The sequence below is a fragment of the Sphingomonas sp. GM_Shp_2 genome (genome assembly GCF_026540875.1).
Classification (GTDB): domain Bacteria; phylum Pseudomonadota; class Alphaproteobacteria; order Sphingomonadales; family Sphingomonadaceae; genus Sphingomonas; species Sphingomonas carotinifaciens.
Genome location: NZ_JALNUQ010000031.1, coordinates 1 through 24,914, shown reverse-complemented (window position 1 = coordinate 24,914; position 24,914 = coordinate 1). Strand labels below are relative to the sequence as shown.

The following is a 24,914-nucleotide window of genomic DNA, read 5'->3' as shown; positions in this document are numbered from 1 at the left end:
AAAGCCGCCCCGTTGCCGGAGCGGCCCTTTCGCTGTCGATAGCCGTATGGCGATCAGCGTGCGCTGGTTTCCACGCCGCGGCTGACCGCGCCCTTGGCGTCGGCGGCGCGGAAGGACACGGGCGTCTTGCCCGAAAAGCCCGAAACGCGGCCGTCGCGGACCACCAGGCGGAAGGGCTCGCCACCCGGATAGCGGCGACCCTCGATCACCTGACCCGACTTGGCGGGCGTCGCGGTGTAGACATAAGTCTGGCCGTCATGGGTGAAGCGCTGCTCGTCCGCGGCAACGGCGGCGGTGGCGAAGGAGGCGGCCGTCGCAGCGGCCAGGAGGATGGTCTTGCGCATCGTGGATGCTCCTGGTTGGGCGGGCGGCCGCAGGGGCCTCCGCAGGGTTGTCGACGGGATATTGCGGTGCAGCATCGGCGGCAAATGCAAAGGCGCTGTGCGCGGTTGCAGCTTTTGCACGCCGTGAGCGTACCGCCGGCCGGGATTTGAAGCGCGGCGGGCTTTCGGCTAGAGCGCACCGCTTTCTGTTCGATCGGACCTGGTGATGACGCTCTACACCCGCTTTGCCGCGCATATCGATGCGGCGCTGGACACGCTGGTTGCCGCCGGCACGCTGCCGGGCGGGCTGGATCGTCGCAACGTGACGGTGGAGCCGCCGCGCGATGCCAGCCACGGCGATCTGGCGACCAATGCCGCGATGGTGCTGGCCAAGCCGGCCAGTACCAATCCCCGCGTGCTGGCCGAGGCCCTGGCCGCCGAACTCGGTCGGCTGGACGATGTGGACAGTGTGGCGGTGGCGGGTCCGGGCTTCATCAACCTGAAGCTGACCGACGATGCGTGGCGCGGCGAATTGTCGGCGATCCCGGCGGCGGGGGCGGATTATGGCCGCGCCCCGTCCGGCAAGGGCGTGACGGTCAACATCGAATATGTCTCGGCCAATCCGACCGGGCCGATGCATATGGGCCATTGCCGCGGCGCGGTGGTGGGCGATGCGCTGGCCAGCCTGCTGGAGTTCGCCGGCCACACGGTGATCCGCGAATATTATGTCAACGATGCCGGAGGGCAGGTCGATGTGCTCGCCCGCTCGGTGCACCTGCGCTACCGTGAGGCGCTGGGCGAGACGGTGACGATCCCCGAGGGGCTGTATCCCGGCGACTATCTGGTGCCGGTCGCCAAAGACCTGGCGGCCGAGTTCGGCGATCGCTTCGTCGGCGCGCCCGAGAGCGAATGGCTGGCGACGTTCCGCACGCGCGCGGTGGCGGCGATGATGGCGATGATCCGCGAGGATCTGGCGCTGCTCGGCATCCATCACGACGTCTTCTCGTCCGAGGCGGCGTTGCAGGCGGCAGGCAAGCCCGAGGCGGCGGAGGCCGAACTGCGCGCCCGCGGGCTGGTCTATGACGGTGTGCTGGAAGCGCCCAAGGGCGAGACGCCGGACGACTGGGAGCCGGTGGAGCTGCCGCTGTTCCGCTCGACCGCCTATGGCGACGATCAGGATCGCCCGATCCGGAAGTCGAACGGGCAGTGGACCTATTTCGGCGCCGATCTCGCCTACCACTTCCAGAAGGCGCAGGGCGCCGACCAGTTGATCGACATCTGGGGCGCGGATCATGCCGGCACGGTCAAGCGGATCGTGGCGGCGGTGGCAGCGCTGACCGGGGGGCAGACGCGCTTCGACGTGAAGCTGGTGCAGATGGTGCGGCTGCTGCGCGGTGGCGAGCCGGTGAAGATGTCCAAGCGCGCGGGCAATTTCGTGACGCTGGCCGATGTGGTGCGCGAGGTAGGCCGCGACGTGGTGCGCTTCACCATGCTGACCCGCCGTGCCGACGCGCAGATGGATTTCGACTTCGCCAAGGTGGTGGAGGCGTCCAAGGATAATCCGGTCTTCTACGTGCAATATGCGCATGCCCGGATCGCGTCCCTCCACCGCCGCGCGACCGAGGCGGGGATCGCGGAAGGGGAGGCCGACCTGTCCCGCCTTGATACGGAGGAACTGGCGCTGGTGAAGCTGGCCGCGCAGTTCCCGCGGATCGTGGATACGGCGGCGGCGGCGCGCGAGCCGCACCGGATCGCCTTTTATCTCTACGATCTGGCCGCTGCCTTCCACGCGCTGTGGAATGTCGGCAACGACCGGCCGGACCGCCGCTTCCTGGTGGTGGAGGATGCCGAGGCGACGCGGGCACGGCTTTTCTTGGCGTCCGCGATCGGGCAGATTGTGCGCAACGGCCTCGCCATCATGGGCGTCGAGGCCGTCTCGGAGATGAAGTGAATGGCGGACGAGATGGACCTGCGCGAGGAAGATCGCCTGCCCTGGCTGGAGACGGTGGAGCCCGATGAGCCGGAAGGCGTCGGCATCGGCAAGGTCGTCGCCCTGGTCGTGCTGGGACTGGGCGTGCTGGCCGCGATCGTCTTCGGCATCTACCGTTTGCAGACGCGGGGCGGCGAGGCCGGCGACGGCGCGGTGATCGCCGCGCAGGAGGGCGACTACAAGGTGCGCCCGAACGATCCCGGCGGGTTGAAGGTGAAGGGCGAGGGCAACAGCGCCATCGCCACCAGCGCCGGCAAGGGCGGCACCGGCAACGGCGCGATCGACCTGGCGGCGGTGCCCGAAAAGCCGGTCGACGGCACCCGCGTCGTCCAGAAGCCGAGCGAGGCAGGCGGTGGCCGCAATGCGGTGGCGCAGGTGCCGGAATCGGGTGGGCGGCTGGTCGCCGCGGCGCCCGTCACGGTGAAGCGCGCGCCGACGCAAGGGGGCGGAACCGGCGGATCGCTGGTGCAGCTCGGCGCCTATCCGAGCGAAGCCGTGGCGAACGACGCCTGGGGCCGCTTCTCCAAGCGCTTCTCCTATATCGCGGCGCTGGGCAAATCGGTGGAAACCGTGTCGATCAACGGCCGGACGCTGTACCGGCTGCGGGTGAATGCGGGCAGCGCGAACCAGGCGGCGGATATCTGCGGGCGGCTGCGGGTGGCGGGGGAAAGCTGCTTCGTCGCAAGCTGAGGTCGGTGGCGCGGGCTTCGTCGTCACGCTAGACCCGTGATATGAAGCCCGTCATCTTTGGCCTGTCCGGCCCCGTACTTACCGCCGACGAACGCGCGTTTTTCGCGAGCGTCGAGCCGGCCGGCTATATCCTGTTCAAGCGCAACATCGTCGACCGGCCGCAGCTACGCGCGCTGACGGACTCGTTGCGCGAACTGGCCGGGCGCGACGATCTGGCGATCCTGATCGATCAGGAGGGTGGACGCGTCGCCCGCATGGGGCCGCCGGAATGGCCGGCCTTCCCCGCCGGTCCCGCCTTCGACGCCTTGTACGAGATGGCGCCGATGTCGGCGATCCAGGCGGCGCGGGCCAATGGTCAGGCGCTGGGGCTGATGCTGCGCGAGGTGGGGATCACCGTGGACTGTGCGCCGCTGCTCGACGTGGTGCAGGCCGATACGACCGAGGCGATCGCCTGCCGTGCCTATGGCCGCGAGCCGATGCGGGTGGCGGCGCTCGGGCGGGCGATGCTGGAAGGGCTGGCGGCGGGCGGCGTGGTCGGCGTGGTCAAGCACATGCCGGGACATGGCCGCGCGCTGGTCGATTCGCATCATCTGTTGCCGACCGTCACCGCCGATGCCGCCGCGCTGGAGGATGATCTCGCGCCGTTTCGTTCGCTGGCCGGGGCGCCGATGGGAATGACGTCGCATATCGTGTTCGAGGCATGGGATGCGGCGCGGCCGGCAACGCTGTCCCCGGTGGTGATCGAGCGGATCATCCGCGGCGCGATCGGTTTCGACGGGCTGTTGATGACCGACGATATCGACATGAAGGCGCTGTCGGGCAGTGCCGGCGAAAAGGCGGCGGGGGCGATCGCGGCGGGATGCGACCTGGTGCTCGATTGCTGGGCGCGGATGGACGAGATGGTGGAGATTGCCGGGCGGCTGGGGCCGATCGGCGAGGCGTCGCGGGCGCGACTGGACCGGGCGATGGCGAGCGTCGGCGCGGGCGAGGGTGATTTCGACGCGCTGATCGCGACGCGCGACGCGTTCCTGTCGCTGGTGGAGTGACGTGGCCGGCGAGCAGCTCACACTGGACCTGGAGGGCTGGGAAGGGCCGCTCGACCTGCTCCTGTCGCTGGCGCGTGCGCAGAAGGTGGACCTTCGCCAGATCTCGATCCTGGCGCTGGTCGAGCAATATCTGGGCTATGTGAACCGGATGCGCGCGCTGCAACTGGAAGTCGCGGCGGATTATCTGGTGATGGCGGCGTGGTTGGCGTTCCTGAAATCCTCGCTGCTGCTGCCGCGCCCGCCCGAGGCGGAGCCCGACCCGGAAGACCTGGCGATGCGGTTGCAGTTGCGGCTGGAGCGGCTGGCGGCGATGCGCGAGGCGGGTGCGCGCTTGATGGCGCGGGACCGGCTGGGACGCGATGTGTTCGCGCGCGGGACGCCCGAGGGGCTGCGCGTCGAGCGGCAGGGGAACTGGCGCGCCGATATCTACGATCTTCTGACCGCTTACGGACATGTCACCGCGCGCAATCGGCCGGTGATGCATGTGGTGGCGGATCGGCAGGTGATGACGCTGGAGACCGCGCTGGCACGGGTGTCGCGGATGGTGGGCGAGCGGATCGAATGGACCGCGATCGAGCGGTTCCTGCCCGAGGGGACCGAGCGGCTGCGGCGGTCGGCGCTGGCGTCGAGCTTCGTGGCGGCGCTGGAACTGGCGCGGCAGGGGCGGGTGGCGATGCGGCAGGATGCGCCGTTCGCGCCGCTCTACCTGAAGGCGCCGGCATGAGCGCCCTTGTCCGCGCGGTGGAGGCGGTGCTGTTCGCCGCGGCCGAGCCGATGACGGTCGAGGCGATCCGCCGGCATGTTGGCGGGGAGGCGAGCGCCGCGGAGGTGCGCGATGCCCTCGATACCCTGGCGGAGCATCATGCCGAACGCGGCTTCCAGCTTGCCCGGCGCGGCGATCGCTGGCTGTTCCAGACCGCACCCGATCTGGCGCATCTGCTGCGCCGGGAGCGCGACGAGCCGCGTCGGCTGACCCGCGCGGCGACCGAGACGCTGGCGATCATCGCCTATCACGAACCGGTGACGCGCGCCGAGGTGGAGGCGATCCGCGGCGTCGCATTGTCGCGCGGAACGCTGGACGTGCTGATGGAGGCCGGCTGGGTGCGTCCCGGCCGACGGCGCGAGGTGCCGGGGCGGCCGCTGACCTATGTCACGACGCCCGATTTCCTGGCGAGCTTCGGGCTGGAAAGCCTGCGCGATCTGCCCGGTCTTGCCGATCTGCGCGCGGCCGGGTTGCTCGATCCGGTCGATCTGGGCGCCGAACGGATGGAGATGCGCGCCGAGGCGCCGACGGACGAGGATGGCTGATCCACTGTCACGCTGGTGTAAGATGCCGCGGCGAAAGCGCCCTCATCCGCCAAGCGCACGCCATCGGCCATTGCCCGCCGCGTGCGCAACGCTTACATGAAACTTCGTTTTCAGGAGACGTGCCATGGGCAGCTTTAGCCCGATCCATCTTCTCGTTCTCGCCGTGGTGGCGATCCTGCTGCTGGGTGGCGGCCGTTTTTCGAACCTGATGGGCGATGTCGCCAAGGGCGTGAAGAACTTCAAGAAGGGCATGGCGGAGGAAGAGGAATCCTCAACCAAGCCATCGGCGCGGATCGAGGCGAAGAAGGCCGCGGAGCCCGCGTTCGATCGTGACGGCGAACGTGTTCGCGACGATCGTTGATCTGACCGCATAGCCCGGCGCCCCCATGTTCGATATCGCGCCGACCGAGTTCATGCTGGTCGCCTTCGTGGCGCTGGTCGTGATCGGTCCGAAGGATCTGCCCAAGGCGATGCGGGTCGTCGGCTATTGGGTCGGCAAGGCACGCGGGGTCGCGCGCCAGTTCCGCCAGGGTTTCGACACCATGGTCCGCGAGGCGGAACTGGAGGAAATGGAGAAGCGCTGGGCCGCGGAGAACGAGCGGATCATGCGCGAGCATCCGCCCGCGCCGCCGGCCGCACTGGACGATGAGGCGCCCGCGACCCCGGTGTCGCTGGACAAGCCCAGCGATCATCACGGTGGCACCGATCCCGTTCACGACGACACGAGTGATCGCCCGGTGACCGTCGAGAAGCCCCATATCGTGCCGGCGGCGCCAGGCACCACCGCGCATACGCCGGACGGAGCCCCGTCTTGACCGAGACCGACGAACTGGATGCCAGCCGCGCCCCCTTGCTGGACCACCTGATCGAACTGCGCCGGCGGCTGCTCTATTGCATGCTCGCCATCGCGCTGGCCTTTGCCGTATCCTATTATTTCTCGGAGGCGATCTTCGGCTTCCTCGCCCGGCCATTGCTGGCTGTCGGGCAAGGCCGGGTGATCTACACCGAGATATTCGAGGCCTTTTTCGTACAGGTCAAAGTCGCCTTCTTCGCGGCCATGATGATCGCGTTTCCGGTGATCGCAAACCAGCTTTGGCAGTTCGTCGCGCCGGGATTGTATCGCAAGGAAAAGCGCGCCCTGCTGCCCTTTCTGATCGCGACGCCGATGCTGTTCCTGATGGGCGCGGCGATGGCCTATTACGTCGCGATCCCGATGGCCCTGCATTTTTCGATGGGGTTCGACGGGATGGTCGGCGGCGTGCGGCGCGAAGCCCTGCCGGCTATCGGTAACTACCTGTCGTTCGTCATGCAGTTCCTGTTCGCGTTCGGCCTGGCGTTCCTGCTGCCGGTGTTGCTGATGCTGCTGGAGCGTGCCGGGATCGTCACCCGCAAGCAGTTGGTGGGCGCGCGGCGTTATGCCATCGTGGGTGCGACGGCGATCGCCGCCGTGCTGACCCCACCCGATTTGATGAGCCAGATCCTGCTCGCCGTGCCCCTGTGCCTGCTCTACGAACTGGCGCTCATCGGCATCTGGTTCACCGAGCGCAAGCGCGCCAAGGAAGCCGGTCAGGATGTCGAAACCGTCTGAGCCTTCGGCCCCGACCGGCGGCCTGTCGGTCGAGACCCGGACATAAAAACGGCCCCGCCACACGGTTTGTGGCGGGGCCGTTTTGCTTGACGCCTGTCAGGCTTACTTGGCGTCGTTCGCCGTCTTGGCGACCGTATCGCCGGCCGAGCCGACATCGCGGCCGACGCCTTCCACCGTGTTGCAAGCGCTGACCATGAGCGCGCCAGCGACAAGCGCCAGCCCAACAAACTTACGCATAAGAACCTCCTGAACAGCGTAAATACCGCCATTCAAATGCCTGAGCCAAAGCGTTCGTTCCGCCGATGTTACGAGAAGGTAAAATGATCTGCCGGTGATGGTCAGACACTGCCCCGGCACGAATGCACGGCCCTTAGAACGAATGTAGGCCTGGAAGCGCCACCGGGGGGGGGGAGGGTTGACGCTTCCAGGCCCATGTCGTGGACAGCGAGAGCGGGGGGGGCATAAGATCGCTATCCGGGGAGTAGAACAGGCAACGGGTTCTGGGGTTCCACGCGTTTCGAAATTTTACCGAAAATTTTTTCGGCCCTTTTCCGATGCCTCTATGCCGATGGTCAGTCGCGCCCGACGATCGCGATGGTGATCTCATAGGCACCGGTCAGCGGATCGTGGTGGAGCTTGGCGCGGAGCTGGCGCGCAAGACCTTCCATGACACGGCCGTAGCGGTTGGTGGCCAGGTCGCGCAGCATGTCGTCCTCGACCAATGCGCGCGATACCACCCGCAGCCGGGCACGCCCCGGTTCCTCGGCGATCGGCTTGACCACCAGACGGATCTGCGCGGTGGGGTCGCAGCCCATCGCCAGTTCGATCGTCTCGGTAATGAGGAAGGCGACGGCGACCGCGACGTCTTGGTTGACCAGCACGGGATCGACATCAAGCGTGATCCCCAGGCCATGGGACTGTTCCGGCGCGGTCGCGCGGATGTTCGCGGCCAACTCGCCGATCATCGTCCGCAGGTTCAGGCCGCGATTTTCTTCCAGCTCGGCAAAATGGTTGCGGTGTACCACGGCCAGTGCATCGACGCGGCGCTGGATCGAGGAATAGGCGGCCGTCGCCTCCGGAGTCTTCGCGCCGCGGGCATGGAAGTTGATGAGGCTGGAGATCACCTGCAGGTTGTTCTTGACCCGGTGATGGACCTCGCGGGTCAGCTTCGTCTGGCGCACCAGACCCTCGGCCAGGCCTTCCTCGTGCATGGCCACCGTCTGGGTGATCGCCTGGAAGGTTTCGGCAAGGTCGCGGATTTCCTGCGCCGGCGCCTCCCGCACGGCACTGATGTCCAGCGCCTCGCCGGGCTCATAGGCGGCGACGGTGCGGCGCAACTGGCGCAGCGGGCGGATCAGCAGCCGGTCGACGACCAGCCAGCCGATACCGACCGCCGCGATCCACATCAGGATCGGCAGGGCGAGCGCGACGACCAGGGAAGAGGTGATCGGCGCACTGCGCATGCTGGTGCGCAGCGACAATCCGGCGATCCCGAGATCGGTGGTCAGCGTTTCCATCCGATCGAGCGGGCCACGGGCATCGATCCGATCGAGGACCAGCGCCTCTTCGCCCCGTTGCAGGACGTTCTCCGCCGGGTCGGTGCGGGTGTTGCGGGTCACCAGGGTGCGCAGGAACGACAGGGGGAAGAATGCGCGTGCCGCCGCGCGGCGGTCGCCGGCCTCGATCGAAAGGACCAGGCCCTGATCGGGAAGGATGTCGGCGCCGACCGGTGATGCCTGATCGCGCACCGGCATGGCGGCGGGCAACGCATCCCCGCACAGGGCACGGCCGCGGCGATCGACGATCTGGAAGCGCGCGCCAGACATGGATTGCTGCGCAAAGACGCCCTGGGCGCGCGCACAACTTGGCAGGTCCAGCGGATCGTTGCCGAGCGCGCCGACTGCGACGCGCAATGCGGTCATGTCCCCTGACAATTCGGTCGCCAGGGCGCGGGCATCCTCGTTCGCCGCAACGCGCAGACGACCGCGCGCTTCGGCATCGGCCAGTCGCGTGGTCTGCAAGGTTGCGAAGATGGCGATCAGCGCGAGCAGCAACAGCGCCACGCTGAGGATCAGGACGAGTTTCGACCCGGTCGTCAGCCGGGACAATGCCGGCGGACGGGAAGGCGATGCATCGGTATCCGATGCGTTAACGGTGTCGATGGCCATACGGCCTCTGTTCAGTCGAGCTTGCTCAAGAGATCAAGCATCTCGTCCGGAATTTTTTCATCGACCGCCTTCTGGTACACCGAGCGCAACGCGCCACCCATGTCCCGGTCCTTGTCCGCACCCTGCTGGCCTGAATCGCCAGGCTGGCCCGGTTTGCTGGACGGCGTGGTCTTCTTCGTCTCGGTGCCCAAACTCAAAAATTCCCCCTGCACGACCCAAGGACTTGGGCAACAGACGCTGCGGTAACGGTTCTCGCCGTGCTTCCGCGACGTGTGCGAGCCATAGTTGATAACGCGAGGAAACCAAATTGGATGTCGATGGTTCCAGCCGCAACGCGAAAATTCCGCGAGGCGTAGGGTTCATCCGGCGTCCGACGGCGATTTCGACGAACGGGATTGAAAACCGGCGGGCCCCCGGACACATGAGAGGCCCGCGATCACGTCAGGGAGTACCGAATACCCATGTCGCTTGGACAGCAACTCGCGCCCCATCTTCCTTTCCTGCGGCGCTATGGCCGGGCCCTGACCGGCAGCCAGAGCCATGGCGACAAATATGTCCGCGCCACGCTGGAAGCGATCGTCGCCGCGCCTGACCAGTTTCCGCGGGACGTCGATCCCCGTCTCGGCCTGTACCGGATGTTCCAGGGGATCTGGTCGTCGGCGAACTATGACGAACTCGACATCGACACCGGCAGCGCCGATGGCGGAGAGGCCGTGGCCCGTGCCCGCCTGGCGCGCATGACGCCCCTGTCGCGTCAGGCGCTGCTGCTGACGGCGATGGAAGGATTCACCCCCGAGGACGCGGCCTATCTGATCGATGTCGATCCCAGCGAGGTCGAGAAGCTGGTCGCCGAGGCGCTGGCCGAGATCGAGAAGCAGACGCGTGCGCGCGTCCTGATCATCGAGGACGAGCCGATCATCGCGATGGATATCGAGACGATCGTGCGGGACCTGGGCCATGAAGTGACCGGCGTTGCAGTGACCCGCGACGAGGCCGTCGCGCTGGCGATGGAGGATCGTCCCGGTCTGGTGCTGGCCGACATCCAGCTTGCCGATGACAGCTCGGGCATCGATGCGGTCAAGGATATCCTGGCCGAGTTCGAGGTGCCGGTGATCTTCATCACCGCTTTCCCGGAACGTTTGCTGACCGGCGAGCGTCCGGAGCCGACCTTCCTCATCACCAAGCCGTTCCAGCGGTCCACGGTGAAGGCGGCGATCAGCCAGGCGCTGTTCTTCGACGAAAGCACGGTTCCGGCAATTTAAACGATTACGGACCCAAAACGATGTTGGTGCGTTGACGGTGCATGGCTGATCCGAACGAACCCATGCATGTCGATGGCGAGCGCGCTCGGGCAGGAAGCACACCGCATATGACGCGGTATATCCTGCCCGTCTCGCTCGTGCTGGTAATTGTCATCTTCGCCTTTCTGGTGATGCGCTGACCTCCGTCGCCTGCACGCACGACGCTGGCATTCGGCCAGCTGGTTCCTTATGTAGCGAGGGCGTTCGACCGCGAGCGCCTTCGGATGATCGGATTTCCATGACCCAGCCCCAGCCGCGGGACGATTTCCCAGGCGACGCGCCGGTCGAGCACGTTGCTCTACCTGATTCCGAGTTCAAGGCGGAACTTGCGCGAGTCATCCCGCATCTGCGTGCGTTCGGGCGATCCTTGTCCGGCAGCCGCGATCTGGCCGACGATCTGGTGCAGGAAACGCTGCTGAAGGCCTGGGCGGCGCGCAAGCGTTTCCAGGCGGGCACGAACATGCGCGCCTGGACCTTCATCATCCTGCGCAACCTGTATCTGTCGCAGATGCGCCGCGCACGCTTCAAGGGCGAGTGGGACGATCTGGTGGCGGACCGCATTCTGGCGGCACCGGCCAGTCAGGATCGCCACGTCGAACTGGGCGACATGCAACGCGCGCTGATGCACCTGCCGCAACCCCAGCGCGAGGCGCTGATCCTGGTCGGCGCGGGTGGCTTCGCCTATGAGGAAGCCGCCGAAATCTGCAACGTCGCGGTGGGAACGATCAAGAGCCGGGTGGCGCGCGGTCGCGTCGCGCTGGAATCGATCCTGAGCGATGGAACATTGCCGTCGCGGCGCGAGCATGAAACGGACAGCAGCAAGACCGCGCTGGACTCGATCATGGGCGATGTGGACGAGTTGAGCCGCGGACGCTGATCGATCAAGATCGCTGACGGGAAGGGCCGCTGCACATTCGTGCGGTGGCCTTTTTCAGTTCGGGCGGGTCGTGGCGGTGTCGAGCTGGCGCAGAAGCGCCATGAAGTCGTCGTTCCGGGTCGGCAGCGCGGTATAGGCATCGCGCAGCGCAGCACCGATCGCGTCGGTCACTCGCGGCCGTGCGACGATGATGCCGTTACCCTGCTTCATTCCGGATGCTTGCGGTGCCATACCGACTGAACGGTCGGATGCGGCGCAAGTTTCCTGCCGGATGTCAAGAGGCACAATTGCATGGGACGAGGAATGACGAACCGCATCGAGCATGCCGCCATTGCCGAAGCTGCCGCGCGGGCGCGCGCGCATTCGCCTTTTCTGGCCATGCTGATGGAGCGCGAGCCGGAGCGCACGGCCGAGGCCTTTGACGGCCGGCTGAACCTCGACATCAGGCGCGGTGCGGACGAACCGGTCGGGCGGCGACTCCGGCTGGAGCGGCGCGCCCTGGCGCTGACGGTCGCCTTGGGCGATCTGGCCGGGGTCCTGGATCTCGGTCAGGTCACCGGTGCCCTGACCGGTTTCGCCGACCATGCCCTGGATGCCGCGATCCGCACCGCAATCACCGAGCGGGTGCCGGATGCCGAACCGCAAGGCTTCGTCGCGATCGCGCTGGGCAAGCAGGGTAGCGGCGAACTCAATTATTCCTCCGACATCGATCCGATTTTCCTGTTCGATCCGGAAACCCTGCCGCGCCGCGCGCGGGAAGAGCCGGAAGAGGCGGCGGTCCGGATAGGCAAGCGCGTGGTGGAGATTTTGCAGGCCCGCGACGGAGACGGCTATGTCCTGAGGGTCGACCTGCGACTGCGCCCGTCGCCCGAGGCGACACCCATCGCGCTGCCGGTGAACGGCGCGATCGCTTATTATGAAAGCCAGGCCCTGGCGTGGGAGCGGGCCGCGTTCATCCGCGCCCGCGCCGCGGCGGGCGACATCGCGCTCGGCCGCCGCTTCCTGGAGGCGGTGAAGCCGTTCGTATGGCGCCGCACGCTCGATTTCGGTGCGGTGCGCGAGGTGCGCGATCTGACGCGGCGTATTCGCGATCACCATGCGCAGGGGCAGGCGTTCGGACCGGGATACGACCTGAAACGCGGGCGCGGCGGCATCCGCGAAATCGAATTTTTCGCGCAAATCCATCAGTTGATCCATGGCGGGAGGGATGCGCATCTGCGGGCGCCGGCGACGCGCGAGGCGCTGTCGCGGCTGGCGGCGGCGGGGCGGATCGACGAAGGGGATGCGGCAGCGTTCGGGGAAGCGTACACCCTGCTGCGCACCATCGAGCACCGGGTGCAGATGATCGACGATCGGCAGACGCATAAGCTGCCGACCGGCGACGGGCTGGAGCAGGTCGCACGGTTGCATGGCTTGGAGAATGGGGCGGCACTGATCGACTTGCTGGCGCCGCATGTGACGCGGGTCGGGCGGACCTATGATGCGCTGGACGATGGCCGCGAGGGCGTCGGCCTGCCGGGCGAGGGGGCGGGGCTGGCCGAGCGGCTGGCGACGATGGGCTTTGCCGATGCGGACGGTGCGGCGCGGCGGATCGCGGCGTGGCGCGGGGGCAGTTATGCCGCGCTGCGCAGTCCGGCGGCGCGCGATGCGCTGGAGGCGGTGCTGCCGACGCTGGTCGAGACGCTGGGCGCCGCCCCCGATCCGGCGGACGCGATGATCCGGCTGGATGCGCTGTTCGAACATATGCCGAGCGCGATCAACATCTTCCGCCTGCTGGAGGCGCGGCCGGGACTGGCGACGCTGTTGATCGCGATCCTGAGCCATGCGCAGCCGCTGGCGACCGACCTGACCCGGCGGCCGGCCCTGCTCGACGGACTGATCGACGCCACCGCGTTCGAGCCGACGGGGCCGGTGCCGACCCTGGTCGCGGCGATGAGCGGCGGCGATGCGGACGATTATCAGCGGCGGCTGGATCACGTGCGGCAGTTGGTGGGGGAGATGCGGTTTGCGCTGGGGGCGCAGGTGGTGGCGGGGGCGGCCGATCCGCTGGCGGTGGCGGGAGGCTATGCGCGGGTGGCCGAGGCCGCGGTCGAGGTACTGGCGCGCGCGACCGTCGATGCGTTTGCGGTACGGCACGGCGTCGTGCCGGGCAGCGAGCTGGTGATCCTGGCGCTGGGGCGCATGGGGGGCGCGGCGCTGACCCATGCGTCCGACCTCGACCTGGTGTACCTCTTCACCGGCGACTTTGCCGGCGAGTCCGATGGCGAAAAGCCGCTGGGTGCCACGCTCTATTATAATCGGCTGGCGCAGCGGGTGACGGCGGCGCTGTCGGTACCGACCGCGGCGGGGCCGCTCTATCCGATCGACACCCGGCTGCGACCGTCGGGCACGCAGGGGCCGCTGGTCGTCTCGCTGGAGAGTTTCGCGCGCTACCAGCGCGAGGATGCATGGACCTGGGAGCATATGGCGCTGACCCGCGCCCGGCCCATCTTCGGGTCGGCGGCGGCGCGTGCGGCGACGCAGGCCATCGTCGACCGGGTGCTGGCCGGCGAGCGGCCGGCGCGCGACATCGCCGGCGAGGCGGAGGAGATGCGCGCCGAGATGATGCGCCACAAGCCGCCATCGGGGCCGCTGGACGTGAAGCTGTCGCCCGGCGGTCTGGTCGATCTGGAATTCGCGGTGCACCGGGCGCAGTTGATCCACCGGGTCGGGTTCGACCCGCATCTGGGCGAAGCGATCGCGGCGCTGGTGGAGGCGGGGGTGCTGCCGGCGGGGATGCGGGGGGCGCATGACCGGTTGACGCGTGCGCTGGTCGCGCTGCGGCTGCTGGCACCCGACGGGCAGCCGCCGGCCCCGGCGACGCAGACGCTGATCGCGCGCGCGCTGGGGGTGGCGGACTGGGCGGCGGTGGTTGCCATGCTGGAGACGACCCGGCAGGAGGTCGCCCGCGTCTGGCAGGGTGGAGAGAGCAAGGCATGACGATGGTCGAGGGCGATGCGATGCCGGCGGTGAGCGCCGTCGCGGCGGACGGCACGACCGTGGCGCTGGACAGCCTGCCGCTGCCCGCGGTGGTGTATTTCTATCCCAAGGACGACACGCCGGGATGTACGCGCGAGGCCCTGGATTTCAGTGCCTTGAGCGCGCAGTTCGTGGCGGCGGGGGCAAGCGTGGTCGGCGTGTCGAAGGACAGCGCGGCCAGACATGCGAAGTTTGCGGCGAAACACGACCTGTCGGTCCGGCTGCTCAGCGACGAGAGCGGCGCCGTGTGCGACGCGTTCGGGACGTGGGGCGAGAAGATGCTGTACGGCAAGACCTATATGGGGATCGAGCGTGCCACCTTCCTGTTCGGGCGCGACGGCCGGCTGGTGCGCGCGTGGCGCAAGGTGAAGGTGCCGGGCCATGCCGAGGCGGTGCTGGAGGCGGTGCAGGGCCTGTGAACGCGACGAGCCTGGGCGCGGCCTGTGCGGCGGTGCTGAACACCGCCGATCCCATGGCCAAGGTGCGGCTGGCGCGGGAAACCGCGCGGCGCTGGCGGCGCGGGGCGCTGGAACACCGGTTCGACGCAGCCCTGCCCGATGTGCCGGCGCGGCCCGAGCGGCCCGAACTGCTGCCCCCCAACCGCATGCCCAAACGCGGGCGGGGTGGATCGGAGCGCGGCCGGACCGCGCTGCTCCACGCGCTCGCGCATATCGAATTTTCCGCCATCGACCTGGCATTCGACATGGCCGCGCGCTTCGGCGCGCAGTTTCCGCGCCGCTTTGCCGATGACTGGATATCGGTCGGGGCGGACGAGGCGATGCATTTCGCCATATTGGATCGACGTCTGCGCCGGCTGGGTACGCCGTACGGGGCATTGCCCGCCCATGCCGGTTTGTGGGAAGCGGCCGAGGCGACCGCCCATGACGCCATGGCGCGGCTGGCGGTGGTGCCGATGGTGCTGGAAGCGCGCGGTCTGGACGTGACGCCCGAAACGGTGGCGCGGTTCGAGGCGGCGGGCGACACCGCCTCCGCGCGCATTCTGAACCGCATCTATACTGACGAGATCCGCCACGTCGGATTCGGTGCGAAATGGTTCGGTTATGTGAGCGCTGAACAGGATATCGACCCGGCACCGCATTGGCAGGCGCTGGTGCGCCGCTATTTCCGGGGTTCGCTGAAGCCTCCGTTCAACGACTCGGCGCGCGAGTCAGCCGGTCTGACGCGAGACTTCTACGCGCCTCTTGCCCAGAACTGACGTTCCACGGCAAACCTTTGCGCGTCTGGGGCGCGGTGGGGCTGCGAAACAGCGTTGGATGCACGAAGTCGTTCCGTGGGACCTTGCCGCGGGATGACGCAGCTTGTCGGGGTTCGATGATTAGCTTTCCGGTATCGGCCGCTCGGCTTGCAACCCGCCTCCGCGGTCTGTTCGTCACCCGCAACATCCTGTTCCACGATGGTCGCTCGGTTCGCCGTTTCCGCCTGCACGGTCGTGCGCAGTTCGGCGTCGCCACCGCCGGCGCGATGGTGCTGAGCCTGTCGGGTTACGGCGCGATGGCGGCGACCGGCGCGGTCGCCCATCATGACAACACCGCGCAGATCGCGCAGATGGAGTCGCAGATCGCGCGCATGCAGGCGCGGGTCGCCGCGATCCGCGAAACCGCCCAGGTCCACGCCCAGCGCGTCGAGCAGCGCCAGGCGCTGTTGACCGCGGTGATGACCGGCGAGGGTTACAACAAGGAGCTGGCCGCCGCGACGCTGCCGGTGCCGGCGGCAAAGGACGGCGTCGAGGCGCATGTGCTGGCGCCGCTGACCAAGGTCGAGACGCGGCAGGCGGCGCTTGCCGTGCCGGCGCAGGCGATGCTCGATCGCCGCTATGCCGACACCAGCGCGGCCATCCGCAAGCTGGGCCTGAAGCCCGAGCGTGTCGCCAAGCGCAGCGCGCCGGCCAAGGGCCCGGCGATGGGCGGCGAATATATCCCGGCGAACAGCGCCGAGGCCGCCGCCGACCTGCATGCCGACCAGCAGTTCCGGACGCTGTTCCAGAGCTGGAAGAAGATGGACGGCCTGCAGCAGGGGACGATCGCGATCCCCTCGGTCCAGCCGGTCGCCAATCTGCAGTTCACCAGCAACTTCGGCATCCGCTCCGACCCGTTCCGCGGCACCGCGGCGATGCATGCCGGCGTCGATATTCCCGGCCCCGTCGGCACCCCGATCTATGCCACAGCCGATGGCATCGTCTCCCATGCCGACCGCCGCGGCGGCTACGGCAATCTGGTCGAGATCAATCACGGCAAGGGCATCGCCACGCGCTATGGCCACCTGTCCAAGATCCTGGTCACCGACGGCGCGCGCGTTCACCGTGGCCAGCTGATCGCGCTGATGGGTTCGACCGGGCGTTCCACCGGCCCGCACCTCCATTATGAAGTGCGCATGGACGGTCATGCGGTGAACCCGGTGCCGTTCCTGACCACCGCCGATTACCTGCTCGCCTCGCAGGATCACAGCGTTCACCAGATCCCGGTTTCCACCGACGGCCCTGCCGCGCAGGATTGAGCGTGACGCCATTGCCGGGGGGGCGCGAGGCGCCTATCTCCCGGCCATGACCAGTGCAGTATCCGCCATCGGGCTGACCCAGGCCGCCGCCGCGCGCGTCGCGGCCATCGCGGCCAAGCAGAACAAGCCCGCCATCCTGCGCCTGTCCGTCGAGGGCGGGGGCTGTTCGGGGTTCCAGTACAAGTTCGGGTTCGCCGACATGGCGGACAGCGACGATGCGGTGACCGAGACCGATGGCGTGCGCCTGGTGGTGGACAGCATCAGCCTGGACCTCGTGCGCGGGGCGCAGGTCGATTATGTCGAGTCGCTGGGCGGCGCGGCGTTCCGGGTGACCAATCCCAACGCGGCCTCGGGCTGCGGTTGCGGCACCAGCTTCTCCGTCTGATCGGTTGTCCGTGAAAATCGTCACCTATAATGTCAACGGCATCAAGGCGCGGTTGCCGCGGCTGGTCGAGTATCTGACCGAGGAACAGCCCGACATCGTCTGCCTTCAGGAACTGAAGGCGAGCGACGAGACCTTCCCGCTGGGCGACATCGAAGCGGCCGGATACGGCGCGGTGTGGCATGGGCAGAAAAGCTGGAACGGCGTCGCGGTGCTGGCGAAGGGTGCCACGCCGGTCGAGCGGCAGCGCGGGCTGGCGGGCGAGGACGAGGACGAGCAGAGCCGCTATCTGGAATGCGATGTGGACGGGTTGGTGGTCGCCGCCCTGTACCTGCCCAACGGCAATCCGCGGCCGGGGCCTAAATTCGATTACAAGCTGCGCTGGATGGAGCGATTGGCGGCGCGCGCGAAGGTGTTGCTGGCCGAGGAAGTCCCTGCCGTGCTGGCGGGGGATTACAACGTCATCCCGAACGACGACGACACCTTCTCCGTGCGCGCCATGGCCGAGGATGCGTTGATGCAGCCGGAGAGCCGGGCCGCCTATCGCCGGTTGCTGGCGCAGGGCTGGACCGATGCATTGCGCACCCGTGCGCCCAAGGGTGGGGTGTGGACCTTCTGGGATTATCAGGCGGGGGCATGGGCGCGCGACACCGGGTTCCGGATCGATCATCTGCTGCTCAGCCCGCAGGCCGCCGACCGGCTGGTCGATGCCGGCGTCGACAAGGCGTATCGCGGGCGTGAAAAGGCCAGCGATCATGCCCCCACTTGGGTGACGCTGCGCTGATGCGCCCGTTGCTGATGGCCGTGCTGCTGGTCGCCCTGCCGGGCGTGGCCCAGGCGCAGCGCGATCTGTGCCCCGATCGGCCGGGGCTCAGTTCGCCGGCCTGCACCGTCGATCCGGGATCGGTGATGGTGGAGGTCGCGCTGGCCGATTGGGAGCGGGGGAGCGATGCGGACACCTGGCTGTTCGGCGATACGCTGGTGCGGCTGGGGCTGGACGCGTCGAGCGAGGTTGCGGTCGGCTGGACCCCCTTCGGCCATGTGCGCGAGCGCGGGGCCGGGGGCGGGCGTGCCGACCGGGTCGGCGACGTCACGCTGGAATATAAGCGCAACCTGCGCAATCCGGACGGGCACGGCTTTGCCATCGCGGTGGAGCCGATCGTGACCCTGCCCGTCGGGCGGGCGCCGGTGGGCGCCGGCACATGGTCGGCAGGGTTGATGGTGCCGATGACCTATGACCTGTCCGATGCGCTCCAGTTCGAGTTGATGCCGGAGATCGATGCGGCGGCGGACGAGGACGGTGCCGGCCGGCATCTCGCCTATGGCAGCGTCATCGGTCTGGAATATGACGTGTCGGACGCCTGGGAACTGGTCGGCGAGATGCAGTGGCGGCGGGACGACGACCCGGTCGAGCCCTCGCGGCAGGCGGTCGCGGGCCTTGCGGTGGCATGGCAGCCGAGCGACGAGGTGCAGTTCGACGTCGGATCGGTGTTCGGCCTGACCGGCGGCGCACCGGCGGCGCGCTTCTACTGCGGGGTCGCGCGCCACTTCTGATCGGCCGATTTCGCCACGAATTGGCGGGCCGAACCATCACTTGGCGAGCGCGAATTCGGCCTTTTTCTCAGAAATGGCGGATTTCCGCTGTGTTAGCGAACTGGCACGGTTGCTGCACTGCCTGGGACATCGGGGCGCCGCCCCGGTGTTCAAGGGAGTGACCATCATGTTCCAAGCCAAGCTGATCGCCGTTGCCATCGCCCTGACCGCGCCGGTGGCCGTTGCCGCCAAGGACGCGCCGGTGGTGAAGGCACCCGCCGCCGCTGCCGCCACCGCCGCCGCCAGCCCCGAGCGCGGCACGGCTCGCACCGAGCGCGCCGACACGCTGCGCTACTGCATCAAGGACACGGTCACCGGGTCGCGGATCTCGCGCAAGGAATGCCGCACCCGTTCGGACTGGCTGGCCCGCGGCTTCGATCCGCTGGAAGCGAAGTGACCCGCGGGGCATGGCGCATGGTGGCGGTGGTGCTGGCCGTAACGGCCGGCACCGCGGCTACCGCGGCCAAGCCGGAGCGGATCGACGCCCGGGTGATGGCCGCCGCCCTGGCCGCGCCCGAGGAGCCCGCCCGCGGCCAGCAACGCTATTGCTACCGCCAAGCGCGGGGCGAGCGGCCGGTGTGCCGCACGATGCGGCAATGGATCGCGCAAGGGTTGATGCCGGTCACGCGCTGACCGGCACGCCCGTTTTCAGGTCGCGCGCGTAGACGTTGTAGGTCTTGTTGACGCGGCTCTGGATCGTCTCGGCGATCGAGCGCATCCCCTGATTGTCGTCGAGGATCCAGCCGATCTCGCCCCGGCTGGCGCCGTATTTCGTGACCGAGGCGCGGCGGATATATTCGATCATCATGAAGGCCAGCTGGCTGGCCATGCGCGAGGACTGCAAATCCTTGCGCACGCCCATCAGGGGCACGCGCATCGTGCGCACCTGCGGCTTGCGCAGCCACAGCAGCAGCTTGGCCCAGCCGAAGGGCAGCAGGCTGCCGTTCAGCGGCTTGATCGCCTCGTTCAGGTCGGGCAGCGTGATCATGAAGGCGACGGGCTTGCCGTCCAGCTCGGCGATGCGGATCAGGTCGTTGAACACGATCGGCTTCAGCTTGACGCCGACATCCTTGATCTCGGGCGGGGTGAGGGGGACGAAGCCCCAATTGTCCGCCCAGGCATCGTTCAGGATGTCGAGGATGATCGCGGCCTCTTCCTCGAACCGGGCCTTGTTCACCTCGCGCACGCGGATGCGCGGGTTCTTCTCGCCCGACTGGATGATCCGCTTCACGATGGGCGGAAATTCCTGGGTGATGTCCAGTTCGTAGGTGAAGAGCTGCTTGATCGTGGTGTAGCCCGCTCCCTCGATCCAGCCGCGATATTCGGGCTTGGCATGGCCCATCATGATCGTGGGCGCATGGTCATAGCCATCGACCAGCAGGCCGGGTTCTTCCCAGATCGATTGCGACACCGGCCCCATCGCCCGGGTCATGCCCTGTTCGCGCAGCCAGCCTTCCGCCGCCGCCAGCAACGCCTGGAAAACATCCTGCCGCTCGGCATCCATCAGGCCCCATTGGCCGATCCCGGGACCGAAGCCCTGTTCGGCAGGCATGGTCAGCGCCAGCGTATCGATATGCGCGGAAATGCGCCCCACCACGCGCCCCCGCTCCTCGGCCAGGAAAAGCTGTGCCTTGGCATGGCTGTACCAGCCGTTCTTCTCAGGGGTGATCAGGCCCAGCGCCTCGCCTTTGAGCGGCGGTACCCAGTTGGGATCGCCGGCATACAGGCGGAAGGGCAGGTCGACGAACGCCTTGCGGTCGCGCTGCGTCAGCACCGGTCGGATCGTCAACGTGTCGGCCATGGTCGTTCCCGCAATCGATAAGTGTCGCGCCTCCTAAACGCATCCGTCGATCATAGCGAGTGAGGATTCCGCCAGCCCGCCCGCGGCGCGGCGCTGTAAATGCCACGGTCCCGCCACTATCTTGTGGCAATGGAAAAGGTCATGGACACCACGATTTCCCTCGCCCGGAGCACCGCTGGCGGTGCCGCTGCGACCAAGGTGCCGCTGCACCGTATCGCGGACGACAAGTCGATGCTGCGGACCGCGGCGGAGCTGACGCGCGACCTGATCGCGCCGCGCGCCGGCGTCTATTGGGCCGACCTGATCGCCTCGGTCGTGATCGGCTATGGCGCGCTGGCGGTGGCGGTGACGGCCGGCTCGACCGCGCTGGTGATCGCGGCGGGCGTGGTGTCGATGCTGGCGCTCTACCGCGCGCTCAGCTTCATCCACGAAATCAGCCACATAAAGCACGCCGCGCTGCCGCGCTTTCGCGGCGGCTGGAACGCGCTGGTCGGCGTGCCGATGCTGACGCCCTCCTTCATGTATGAGGGGGTCCACAACCTGCACCATGCCAAGACGCGCTATGGCACGGTCGAGGATCCGGAATATCTGCCGCTGGCGTTGATGAAGCCGTGGACGCTGCCGGTGTTCATCCTGGTGTCCGCGCTCGCGCCGCTCGGCCTGCTGATCCGTTTCGCGATCCTGTCGCCCCTCTCGCTGATGATCCCCGGCTTCCGCCGCGTCGTGGTCGAGCGTTATTCGGCCCTGGCGATCAACCCGCAGTTCCGCCGCCGCATGCCCGAGGGCGAGGCGCTGCGGATGTGGAACCGCGTCGAGACCGCGGCCAGCATCTGGGCGATCGCGATCGTCACCATGGTGGCCACCGGCACGATCCCGCTGCGCGGCTTCCTGATCGCGATGGCGATCGGATCGGGCGTGGCGGTGGTGAATCAGGTCCGCACGCTGGTCGCCCATCTGTGGGAGAATGACGGCGAGGCGATGACGGTGACCGCGCAGTATCTCGACTCGGTCAATGTGCCGCCGCCGGCGCTGCTGCCCGCGCTCTGGGCGCCGGTCGGCCTGCGCTATCACGCGCTGCATCACCTGTTGCCGGGTGTGCCCTATCATAATCTGGGCGAGGCGCACCGCCGGGTGACCGCCGCGCTGGAGCCGGGATCGCCCTATCACAAGGCGAGCTACAAGGGACTGCCGGGACTGGTGAACAAGATCGTGCGCAGTACGATGACGGTTCGCCGCTAAGCGCGGTCGCGGTGCGGGATTGATCGGGGGGAGTGGCGGTGCCGCTCCCCTTTTTTCGTGCTGGGTCCGGCGGTGGCCTGTCTCTCGATACGGCACCTCGATACGTGGCTGCGCCACTACTCGGTGCCTACTCGAGACGAACGGAGGGTTCGGGTTAAACGACGTCAGCTTGGAGACGTGCCGAGGCAGCGGAGCTGATCTACATCCGTTCGTCTCGAGTAGCCGTCGAGTAGCAGCGAAGCTGCGTAGCGAGACGGCGTATCGAGAGACATGATGCCGTGCGCCACCGACCTGCAGACAGGCTCACACGGCCAGCCGCTATTCCTCGGTGCGGATCAACACCGCTTCGCCGATCAGAAAGAACAGCAGAAACGGCGCCCAGGCAGCCAGAAAGGGCGGGTAGGCACCGAGATTGCCCATCGCCAGCGCGAAATTGTCGGCGACGAAATAGGCAAAGCCCAGCGCCATGCCGATGATCGCGCGGACGAACAGCTTGCCCGAGCGCGCGACGCCGAACGCGGCGACGGCGCCGAGCAGCGGCATCAGCACGGCGGAGAGGGGACCGGACAGCTTGTGCCACAGCGACCCTTCCAGCGCCTTGGTGGGGCGGCCGGCTTTCTGAAGATCGTCGATCGCCTCCGACAGGCCACGGAACGACAGGCTGTCGGCATCGACGCCGGCCAGCGTCAGTTGTTCGGGGGTGACGCCGTTGCCGACGACCATGGACGCGAAGCGGGTGACCTGACCGCTCGCCACGTCGAAGCGGGTGCCGGGGCCGATCCGCCAGGCATTGCCCTCGCGCTGGCCGCGCGGTGCACGCACGATGCTGCGCAGCGAGCCGCCGGTGCGGTCGTACAGGGTGACGCCGCCAAGCTGCGTCGCGGCGCCGCGGCCGCGGATCAGGTCCACCTGCAACAGGTCGTCGCCGTCGCGCACCCAGACGTTGGAGCGGTCACCGCTGTCGATCGGCAACGGGCCGTAATCGACCTTTTGCCAGGCGTTGAGCGTGGCGGTCGCGCGCGGGGTGATGCGATCGTTGAACGCGAAGCTGATCACCGCGACCCCGGCACTGGCGAGCAGCAGCGGCGCCAGCACCTGATGCGCGGACAGGCCGCCCGCCTTCAGCGCGATGACCTCCGAATTCTGGTTCATCGTGATCAGCGTCAGGATGGTGCCGAGCAGCACCGAAAAGGGCAGCACGAAGGAGATGATCTGCGGCGCACGCAGCGAGACGTAGCGCCACACCTCGCCGTCGCCATTGCCCGGCACCGCCAGGATGTTGCCCGATTCGGACAACAGGTCGAGCGCCTGGAGGACCAGCACGAGTGCCGCCATGATCGCAAAGGTGCGGACCAGGAACAGCTTGCCCATGTAGATGGCGATGGTGCGCGACGGGAAGATGGCGGACAGCCTCATGCCTTGGTCTCCGCTTCACGCGCGCGCATCTCGCGGGCGCGGCGGCGCGGCCCCGGCAGCCAGCGGGTGAACAGTTTGGCCAGCTTGGCGAAGCTGCGCTCCAGGATGCCGATCGGCTGGCCGCCAGGGACATAGGCGGTGACGTAGTACATCCAGCCGACGATCCCTGCGAAGATCGCGAACGGACCCCATAGCGCGATCAGCGGATCGACACGGCCCAGCGCGCCGATGTCCGCGGCATACTGGTTCACCTTGTGATAGGTGACGAGCATCACGATCGACAGGAAGACGCCGAGTGCGGAGGTGGATCGCTTTGGCGGAATGCCCAGCGCCACCGCAAGCAGCGGCAGCAGGAACATCGTCACCACCTCGACCAGCCGGAAGTGGAATTCGGCACGGCTGCCGTCGCGGGCTTCCTCCGACTGTGCCTCCTGCCCGTGACGGGCGAGTTCCGGCAGGGTGAACTCCAGGTCGCGGCCGCCGCGCTGGCGGAAATTCTCGAACTTGGGCAGGTCGATCGGCAGATCGTGGCTGGAGAAGGTCAGCACGCGCGGCGCGCGAAAGCTTTGCCGGTCGTGGATCAGCGTGCCGTTGGTCAGGCGGAAGATGATGACGTTGGGATCGTCGGTGGCAAGAAAGCGGCCACGCTCTGCGGTGACGCCGATCCAGTCGCCCTTGCCGGTCTGCGCATGGACGAAGATGCCGGACAGGTCGCGACCCTTGTCGCGGCTTTCCTCGATGCGGAGCGTCATGCGGTCGCCCAGATGGGTGAACTCGCCGACCTTGATCGAGGCGCCGAGCGCGCCGGTGCGCAGCTCGTAGCGCAGCCCTTCGTAATAATAGCGGGCGATCGGCTGCACATAGCCGACGATCGCCAGGTTGAGCGCGGCCAGCACGATCGCATACATATAGGGCACGCGCAGCAGCCGGGTGTAGCTCATGCCCACGCCGCGCATCACGTCCAGCTCCGACGAGGTGGCGAGCCGGCGAAAGGCGAGCAGGATGCCCAGCATCAGCCCGATCGGAATGCCCAGCCCCAGATATTCGGGCAGCAGATTGGCCAGCATGCGCCACACCACGCTGATCGGCCCGCCCTGCGTCGCGACGAAGTCGAACAAGCGGCGGATGCGGTCCAGCACCAGCAGCATCGCGGCGATGACCAGCGTCGCGAACAGCGGCAACGCGATCAGCCGGGCCATATAGCGGTCGATGGATTTCATGCGGTGGCTAAGGGTGCTCGGGCGGGCGGGGAGTTTGGCTATACGAACGCGAGGCTCGCGCGTCAGCCCCAATTCTGCGCGCCCGTCACTCCGCCGCGATGGAGGAGGGCAGGCGGTGCGCCGCGCGCGCCATGGCGGCGGCGATGCCGCGCTCCAGCCCGGCCAGGGTGAAGGGCTTGCGGAGCAGCTCATGGTCGCCGAACACCGCCGCATTCGCCTCGCCCGCGAACCCCGTGACGAACAGGACGGCAAGGTCGGGGAAGCGGCCGGCCAGGCCCGCGATCATCTCCGGGCCGGTCTGGCGCGGCATCAGCACGTCGGAGATGACGAGCTGGATGTCGGGATTGGCAGCCAGCATCGCCGGCGCCGCCAGCGGATCGTCGCAGGGCAGGGCGTGGTGGCCCAGTTCCTCCAGCGCGCCCATCGTGGCGGCCAGCACG

At 67.8% G+C, this 24,914-nt stretch carries 30 protein-coding genes; 21 read left to right on the top strand and 9 right to left on the bottom strand.

Going from position 1 to position 24,914, the window contains the following annotated elements:
- Positions 1-53: 53 nt before the first annotated feature.
- Positions 54-344, bottom strand: a complete 291-nt coding sequence (locus OXR08_RS11665) for a hypothetical protein (RefSeq protein ID WP_112383453.1) — start codon at positions 342-344, stop codon at positions 54-56.
- 205 nt (positions 345-549) lie between these two features.
- On the opposite strand from OXR08_RS11665, the gene argS reads away from it, so the two are divergent.
- From argS to tatC, 8 genes are all read left to right on the top strand, one after another.
- A complete protein-coding gene (argS, locus tag OXR08_RS11660; RefSeq protein WP_267350005.1) occupies positions 550-2,274 on the top strand; it encodes an arginine--tRNA ligase in 1,725 nt (574 codons plus the stop codon).
- A complete protein-coding gene (locus OXR08_RS11655; RefSeq protein WP_112383455.1) occupies positions 2,275-3,003 on the top strand; it encodes an SPOR domain-containing protein in 729 nt (242 codons plus the stop codon).
- A 41-nt stretch (positions 3,004-3,044) separates the two neighbouring features.
- Positions 3,045-4,049, top strand: coding sequence for a glycoside hydrolase family 3 N-terminal domain-containing protein (locus OXR08_RS11650; protein WP_267350002.1), 1,005 nt, complete (start codon positions 3,045-3,047; stop codon positions 4,047-4,049).
- Position 4,050: 1 nt separating this feature from the next.
- Positions 4,051-4,773, top strand: coding sequence for a ScpA family protein (locus OXR08_RS11645; RefSeq protein ID WP_267350000.1), 723 nt, complete (start codon positions 4,051-4,053; stop codon positions 4,771-4,773).
- Positions 4,770-5,357, top strand: a complete 588-nt coding sequence (gene scpB / locus OXR08_RS11640) for an SMC-Scp complex subunit ScpB (RefSeq protein WP_267349998.1) — start codon at positions 4,770-4,772, stop codon at positions 5,355-5,357. Before OXR08_RS11645 ends, scpB begins: the two co-directional genes overlap by 4 nt.
- Positions 5,358-5,481: 124 nt before the next feature.
- On the top strand, positions 5,482-5,718 hold the full coding sequence (locus tag OXR08_RS11635) for a twin-arginine translocase TatA/TatE family subunit (protein WP_112383459.1): 237 nt from the start codon (positions 5,482-5,484) through the stop codon (positions 5,716-5,718).
- 25 nt (positions 5,719-5,743) lie between these two features.
- Positions 5,744-6,172 carry a Sec-independent protein translocase protein TatB gene (tatB, locus tag OXR08_RS11630; RefSeq protein ID WP_267349996.1) on the top strand — a complete coding sequence of 143 codons (429 nt, stop codon included), beginning with the start codon at positions 5,744-5,746 and terminating at the stop codon, positions 6,170-6,172.
- Complete coding sequence (gene tatC / locus OXR08_RS11625; protein WP_267349994.1) at positions 6,169-6,945, top strand: twin-arginine translocase subunit TatC; 777 nt, start codon at positions 6,169-6,171, stop codon at positions 6,943-6,945. The genes tatB and tatC overlap by 4 nt, the downstream gene beginning before the upstream one ends.
- 102 nt (positions 6,946-7,047) lie before the next feature.
- Here the strand turns inward: tatC and OXR08_RS11620 are convergent, their stop codons facing one another.
- From OXR08_RS11620 to OXR08_RS11610, 3 genes are all read right to left on the bottom strand, one after another.
- Positions 7,048-7,182 (bottom strand): entericidin A/B family lipoprotein, encoded by a 135-nt coding sequence (locus tag OXR08_RS11620; RefSeq protein WP_112383462.1) that lies wholly within the window; start codon positions 7,180-7,182, stop codon positions 7,048-7,050.
- 335 nt (positions 7,183-7,517) lie between these two features.
- Positions 7,518-9,113, bottom strand: a complete 1,596-nt coding sequence (locus tag OXR08_RS11615) for a histidine kinase dimerization/phosphoacceptor domain -containing protein (protein WP_112383463.1) — start codon at positions 9,111-9,113, stop codon at positions 7,518-7,520.
- Between the two features lie 11 nt (positions 9,114-9,124).
- Positions 9,125-9,304, bottom strand: a complete 180-nt coding sequence (locus OXR08_RS11610; RefSeq protein ID WP_112383545.1) for a NepR family anti-sigma factor — start codon at positions 9,302-9,304, stop codon at positions 9,125-9,127.
- Positions 9,305-9,574: 270 nt separating this feature from the next.
- On the opposite strand from OXR08_RS11610, the gene OXR08_RS11605 reads away from it, so the two are divergent.
- The 3 genes from OXR08_RS11605 to OXR08_RS11595 all read left to right on the top strand — a co-directional run bounded on the left by OXR08_RS11605 (position 9,575) and on the right by OXR08_RS11595 (position 11,291).
- The gene (locus OXR08_RS11605; RefSeq protein WP_112383464.1) at positions 9,575-10,375 is read left to right on the top strand and encodes a response regulator; all 801 of its coding nucleotides are present in this window, start codon (positions 9,575-9,577) and stop codon (positions 10,373-10,375) included.
- A gap of 41 nt (positions 10,376-10,416) precedes the next feature.
- Positions 10,417-10,554: a hypothetical protein gene (locus OXR08_RS11600; RefSeq protein WP_162844014.1), complete on the top strand. Its 138-nt coding sequence runs from the start codon at positions 10,417-10,419 to the stop codon at positions 10,552-10,554.
- Between the two features lie 98 nt (positions 10,555-10,652).
- A complete protein-coding gene (locus OXR08_RS11595) occupies positions 10,653-11,291 on the top strand; it encodes a sigma-70 family RNA polymerase sigma factor (protein ID WP_112383465.1) in 639 nt (212 codons plus the stop codon).
- A 54-nt stretch (positions 11,292-11,345) separates the two neighbouring features.
- Here the strand turns inward: OXR08_RS11595 and OXR08_RS11590 are convergent, their stop codons facing one another.
- Positions 11,346-11,501 (bottom strand): hypothetical protein, encoded by a 156-nt coding sequence (locus tag OXR08_RS11590; protein ID WP_267349988.1) that lies wholly within the window; start codon positions 11,499-11,501, stop codon positions 11,346-11,348.
- Between the two features lie 93 nt (positions 11,502-11,594).
- Between OXR08_RS11590 and glnE the strand changes: the two genes are divergently transcribed.
- The 9 genes from glnE (at position 11,595) to OXR08_RS11545 (ending at position 19,431) form a co-directional block, all read left to right on the top strand.
- Complete coding sequence (gene glnE / locus OXR08_RS11585) at positions 11,595-14,270, top strand: bifunctional [glutamate--ammonia ligase]-adenylyl-L-tyrosine phosphorylase/[glutamate--ammonia-ligase] adenylyltransferase (protein WP_267349986.1); 2,676 nt, start codon at positions 11,595-11,597, stop codon at positions 14,268-14,270.
- A 2-nt stretch (positions 14,271-14,272) separates the two neighbouring features.
- Positions 14,273-14,728, top strand: coding sequence for a peroxiredoxin (locus OXR08_RS11580; protein ID WP_267350030.1), 456 nt, complete (start codon positions 14,273-14,275; stop codon positions 14,726-14,728).
- Entirely contained in the window at positions 14,725-15,525 is an 801-nt protein-coding gene (locus tag OXR08_RS11575) for a ferritin-like domain-containing protein (protein WP_267349984.1), read from the top strand. Before OXR08_RS11580 ends, OXR08_RS11575 begins: the two co-directional genes overlap by 4 nt.
- A 116-nt stretch (positions 15,526-15,641) precedes the next feature.
- Positions 15,642-16,823, top strand: a complete 1,182-nt coding sequence (locus OXR08_RS11570; protein WP_267349982.1) for a peptidoglycan DD-metalloendopeptidase family protein — start codon at positions 15,642-15,644, stop codon at positions 16,821-16,823.
- Between the two features lie 46 nt (positions 16,824-16,869).
- A complete protein-coding gene (erpA, locus tag OXR08_RS11565; RefSeq protein WP_112383469.1) occupies positions 16,870-17,208 on the top strand; it encodes an iron-sulfur cluster insertion protein ErpA in 339 nt (112 codons plus the stop codon).
- 10 nt (positions 17,209-17,218) lie between these two features.
- Positions 17,219-17,989 (top strand): exodeoxyribonuclease III, encoded by a 771-nt coding sequence (gene xth / locus OXR08_RS11560; RefSeq protein WP_267349979.1) that lies wholly within the window; start codon positions 17,219-17,221, stop codon positions 17,987-17,989.
- Positions 17,971-18,759 (top strand): transporter, encoded by a 789-nt coding sequence (locus OXR08_RS11555; protein ID WP_267349978.1) that lies wholly within the window; start codon positions 17,971-17,973, stop codon positions 18,757-18,759. The genes xth and OXR08_RS11555 overlap by 19 nt, the downstream gene beginning before the upstream one ends.
- Positions 18,760-18,925: 166 nt before the next feature.
- Positions 18,926-19,195 carry a hypothetical protein gene (locus tag OXR08_RS11550; protein WP_149681858.1) on the top strand — a complete coding sequence of 90 codons (270 nt, stop codon included), beginning with the start codon at positions 18,926-18,928 and terminating at the stop codon, positions 19,193-19,195.
- The gene (locus tag OXR08_RS11545) at positions 19,192-19,431 is read left to right on the top strand and encodes a hypothetical protein (protein ID WP_267349976.1); all 240 of its coding nucleotides are present in this window, start codon (positions 19,192-19,194) and stop codon (positions 19,429-19,431) included. The genes OXR08_RS11550 and OXR08_RS11545 overlap by 4 nt, the downstream gene beginning before the upstream one ends.
- On the opposite strand, the gene OXR08_RS11540 is transcribed toward OXR08_RS11545, so the two are convergent.
- A complete protein-coding gene (locus tag OXR08_RS11540; protein WP_267349974.1) occupies positions 19,421-20,599 on the bottom strand; it encodes an N-acetyltransferase in 1,179 nt (392 codons plus the stop codon). The genes OXR08_RS11545 and OXR08_RS11540 overlap by 11 nt on opposite strands.
- A 141-nt stretch (positions 20,600-20,740) precedes the next feature.
- Between OXR08_RS11540 and OXR08_RS11535 the strand changes: the two genes are divergently transcribed.
- Positions 20,741-21,838 carry a fatty acid desaturase gene (locus OXR08_RS11535; RefSeq protein ID WP_267349973.1) on the top strand — a complete coding sequence of 366 codons (1,098 nt, stop codon included), beginning with the start codon at positions 20,741-20,743 and terminating at the stop codon, positions 21,836-21,838.
- Between the two features lie 318 nt (positions 21,839-22,156).
- On the opposite strand, the gene lptG is transcribed toward OXR08_RS11535, so the two are convergent.
- The 3 genes from lptG to OXR08_RS11520 all read right to left on the bottom strand — a co-directional run.
- A complete protein-coding gene (gene lptG, locus OXR08_RS11530) occupies positions 22,157-23,254 on the bottom strand; it encodes an LPS export ABC transporter permease LptG (protein WP_112383475.1) in 1,098 nt (365 codons plus the stop codon).
- Positions 23,251-24,474, bottom strand: coding sequence for an LPS export ABC transporter permease LptF (lptF, locus tag OXR08_RS11525; protein WP_205411666.1), 1,224 nt, complete (start codon positions 24,472-24,474; stop codon positions 23,251-23,253). The genes lptG and lptF overlap by 4 nt, the downstream gene beginning before the upstream one ends.
- 85 nt (positions 24,475-24,559) lie before the next feature.
- Positions 24,560-24,914 (bottom strand): response regulator (locus OXR08_RS11520; RefSeq protein WP_346731903.1); only part of this gene is annotated, 355 nt, incomplete at its 5' end.

Bases quoted from the DNA above. Each gene is read 5' to 3' on its own strand.
- OXR08_RS11650 (WP_267350002.1), top strand. From the start codon at position 3,045: ATGAAGCCCGTCATCTTTGGCCTGTCCGGCCCCGTACTTACCGCCGAC.
- glnE (WP_267349986.1), top strand. From the start codon at position 11,595: ATGACGAACCGCATCGAGCATGCCGCCATTGCCGAAGCTGCCGCGCGG.
- tatB (WP_267349996.1), top strand. From the start codon at position 5,744: ATGTTCGATATCGCGCCGACCGAGTTCATGCTGGTCGCCTTCGTGGCG.
- OXR08_RS11570 (WP_267349982.1), top strand. From the start codon at position 15,642: ATGATTAGCTTTCCGGTATCGGCCGCTCGGCTTGCAACCCGCCTCCGC.
- OXR08_RS11665 (WP_112383453.1), bottom strand. From the start codon at position 344: ATGCGCAAGACCATCCTCCTGGCCGCTGCGACGGCCGCCTCCTTCGCC.
- OXR08_RS11635 (WP_112383459.1), top strand. From the start codon at position 5,482: ATGGGCAGCTTTAGCCCGATCCATCTTCTCGTTCTCGCCGTGGTGGCG.
- OXR08_RS11540 (WP_267349974.1), bottom strand. From the start codon at position 20,599: ATGGCCGACACGTTGACGATCCGACCGGTGCTGACGCAGCGCGACCGC.
- OXR08_RS11550 (WP_149681858.1), top strand. From the start codon at position 18,926: ATGTTCCAAGCCAAGCTGATCGCCGTTGCCATCGCCCTGACCGCGCCG.
- OXR08_RS11655 (WP_112383455.1), top strand. From the start codon at position 2,275: ATGGCGGACGAGATGGACCTGCGCGAGGAAGATCGCCTGCCCTGGCTG.
- OXR08_RS11580 (WP_267350030.1), top strand. From the start codon at position 14,273: ATGGTCGAGGGCGATGCGATGCCGGCGGTGAGCGCCGTCGCGGCGGAC.
- OXR08_RS11615 (WP_112383463.1), bottom strand. From the start codon at position 9,113: ATGGCCATCGACACCGTTAACGCATCGGATACCGATGCATCGCCTTCC.
- OXR08_RS11620 (WP_112383462.1), bottom strand. From the start codon at position 7,182: ATGCGTAAGTTTGTTGGGCTGGCGCTTGTCGCTGGCGCGCTCATGGTC.
- OXR08_RS11605 (WP_112383464.1), top strand. From the start codon at position 9,575: ATGTCGCTTGGACAGCAACTCGCGCCCCATCTTCCTTTCCTGCGGCGC.
- OXR08_RS11600 (WP_162844014.1), top strand. From the start codon at position 10,417: ATGGCTGATCCGAACGAACCCATGCATGTCGATGGCGAGCGCGCTCGG.
- argS (WP_267350005.1), top strand. From the start codon at position 550: ATGACGCTCTACACCCGCTTTGCCGCGCATATCGATGCGGCGCTGGAC.
- OXR08_RS11595 (WP_112383465.1), top strand. From the start codon at position 10,653: ATGACCCAGCCCCAGCCGCGGGACGATTTCCCAGGCGACGCGCCGGTC.
- erpA (WP_112383469.1), top strand. From the start codon at position 16,870: ATGACCAGTGCAGTATCCGCCATCGGGCTGACCCAGGCCGCCGCCGCG.
- OXR08_RS11590 (WP_267349988.1), bottom strand. From the start codon at position 11,501: ATGAAGCAGGGTAACGGCATCATCGTCGCACGGCCGCGAGTGACCGAC.
- scpB (WP_267349998.1), top strand. From the start codon at position 4,770: ATGAGCGCCCTTGTCCGCGCGGTGGAGGCGGTGCTGTTCGCCGCGGCC.
- lptF (WP_205411666.1), bottom strand. From the start codon at position 24,474: ATGAAATCCATCGACCGCTATATGGCCCGGCTGATCGCGTTGCCGCTG.
- OXR08_RS11535 (WP_267349973.1), top strand. From the start codon at position 20,741: ATGGACACCACGATTTCCCTCGCCCGGAGCACCGCTGGCGGTGCCGCT.
- lptG (WP_112383475.1), bottom strand. From the start codon at position 23,254: ATGAGGCTGTCCGCCATCTTCCCGTCGCGCACCATCGCCATCTACATG.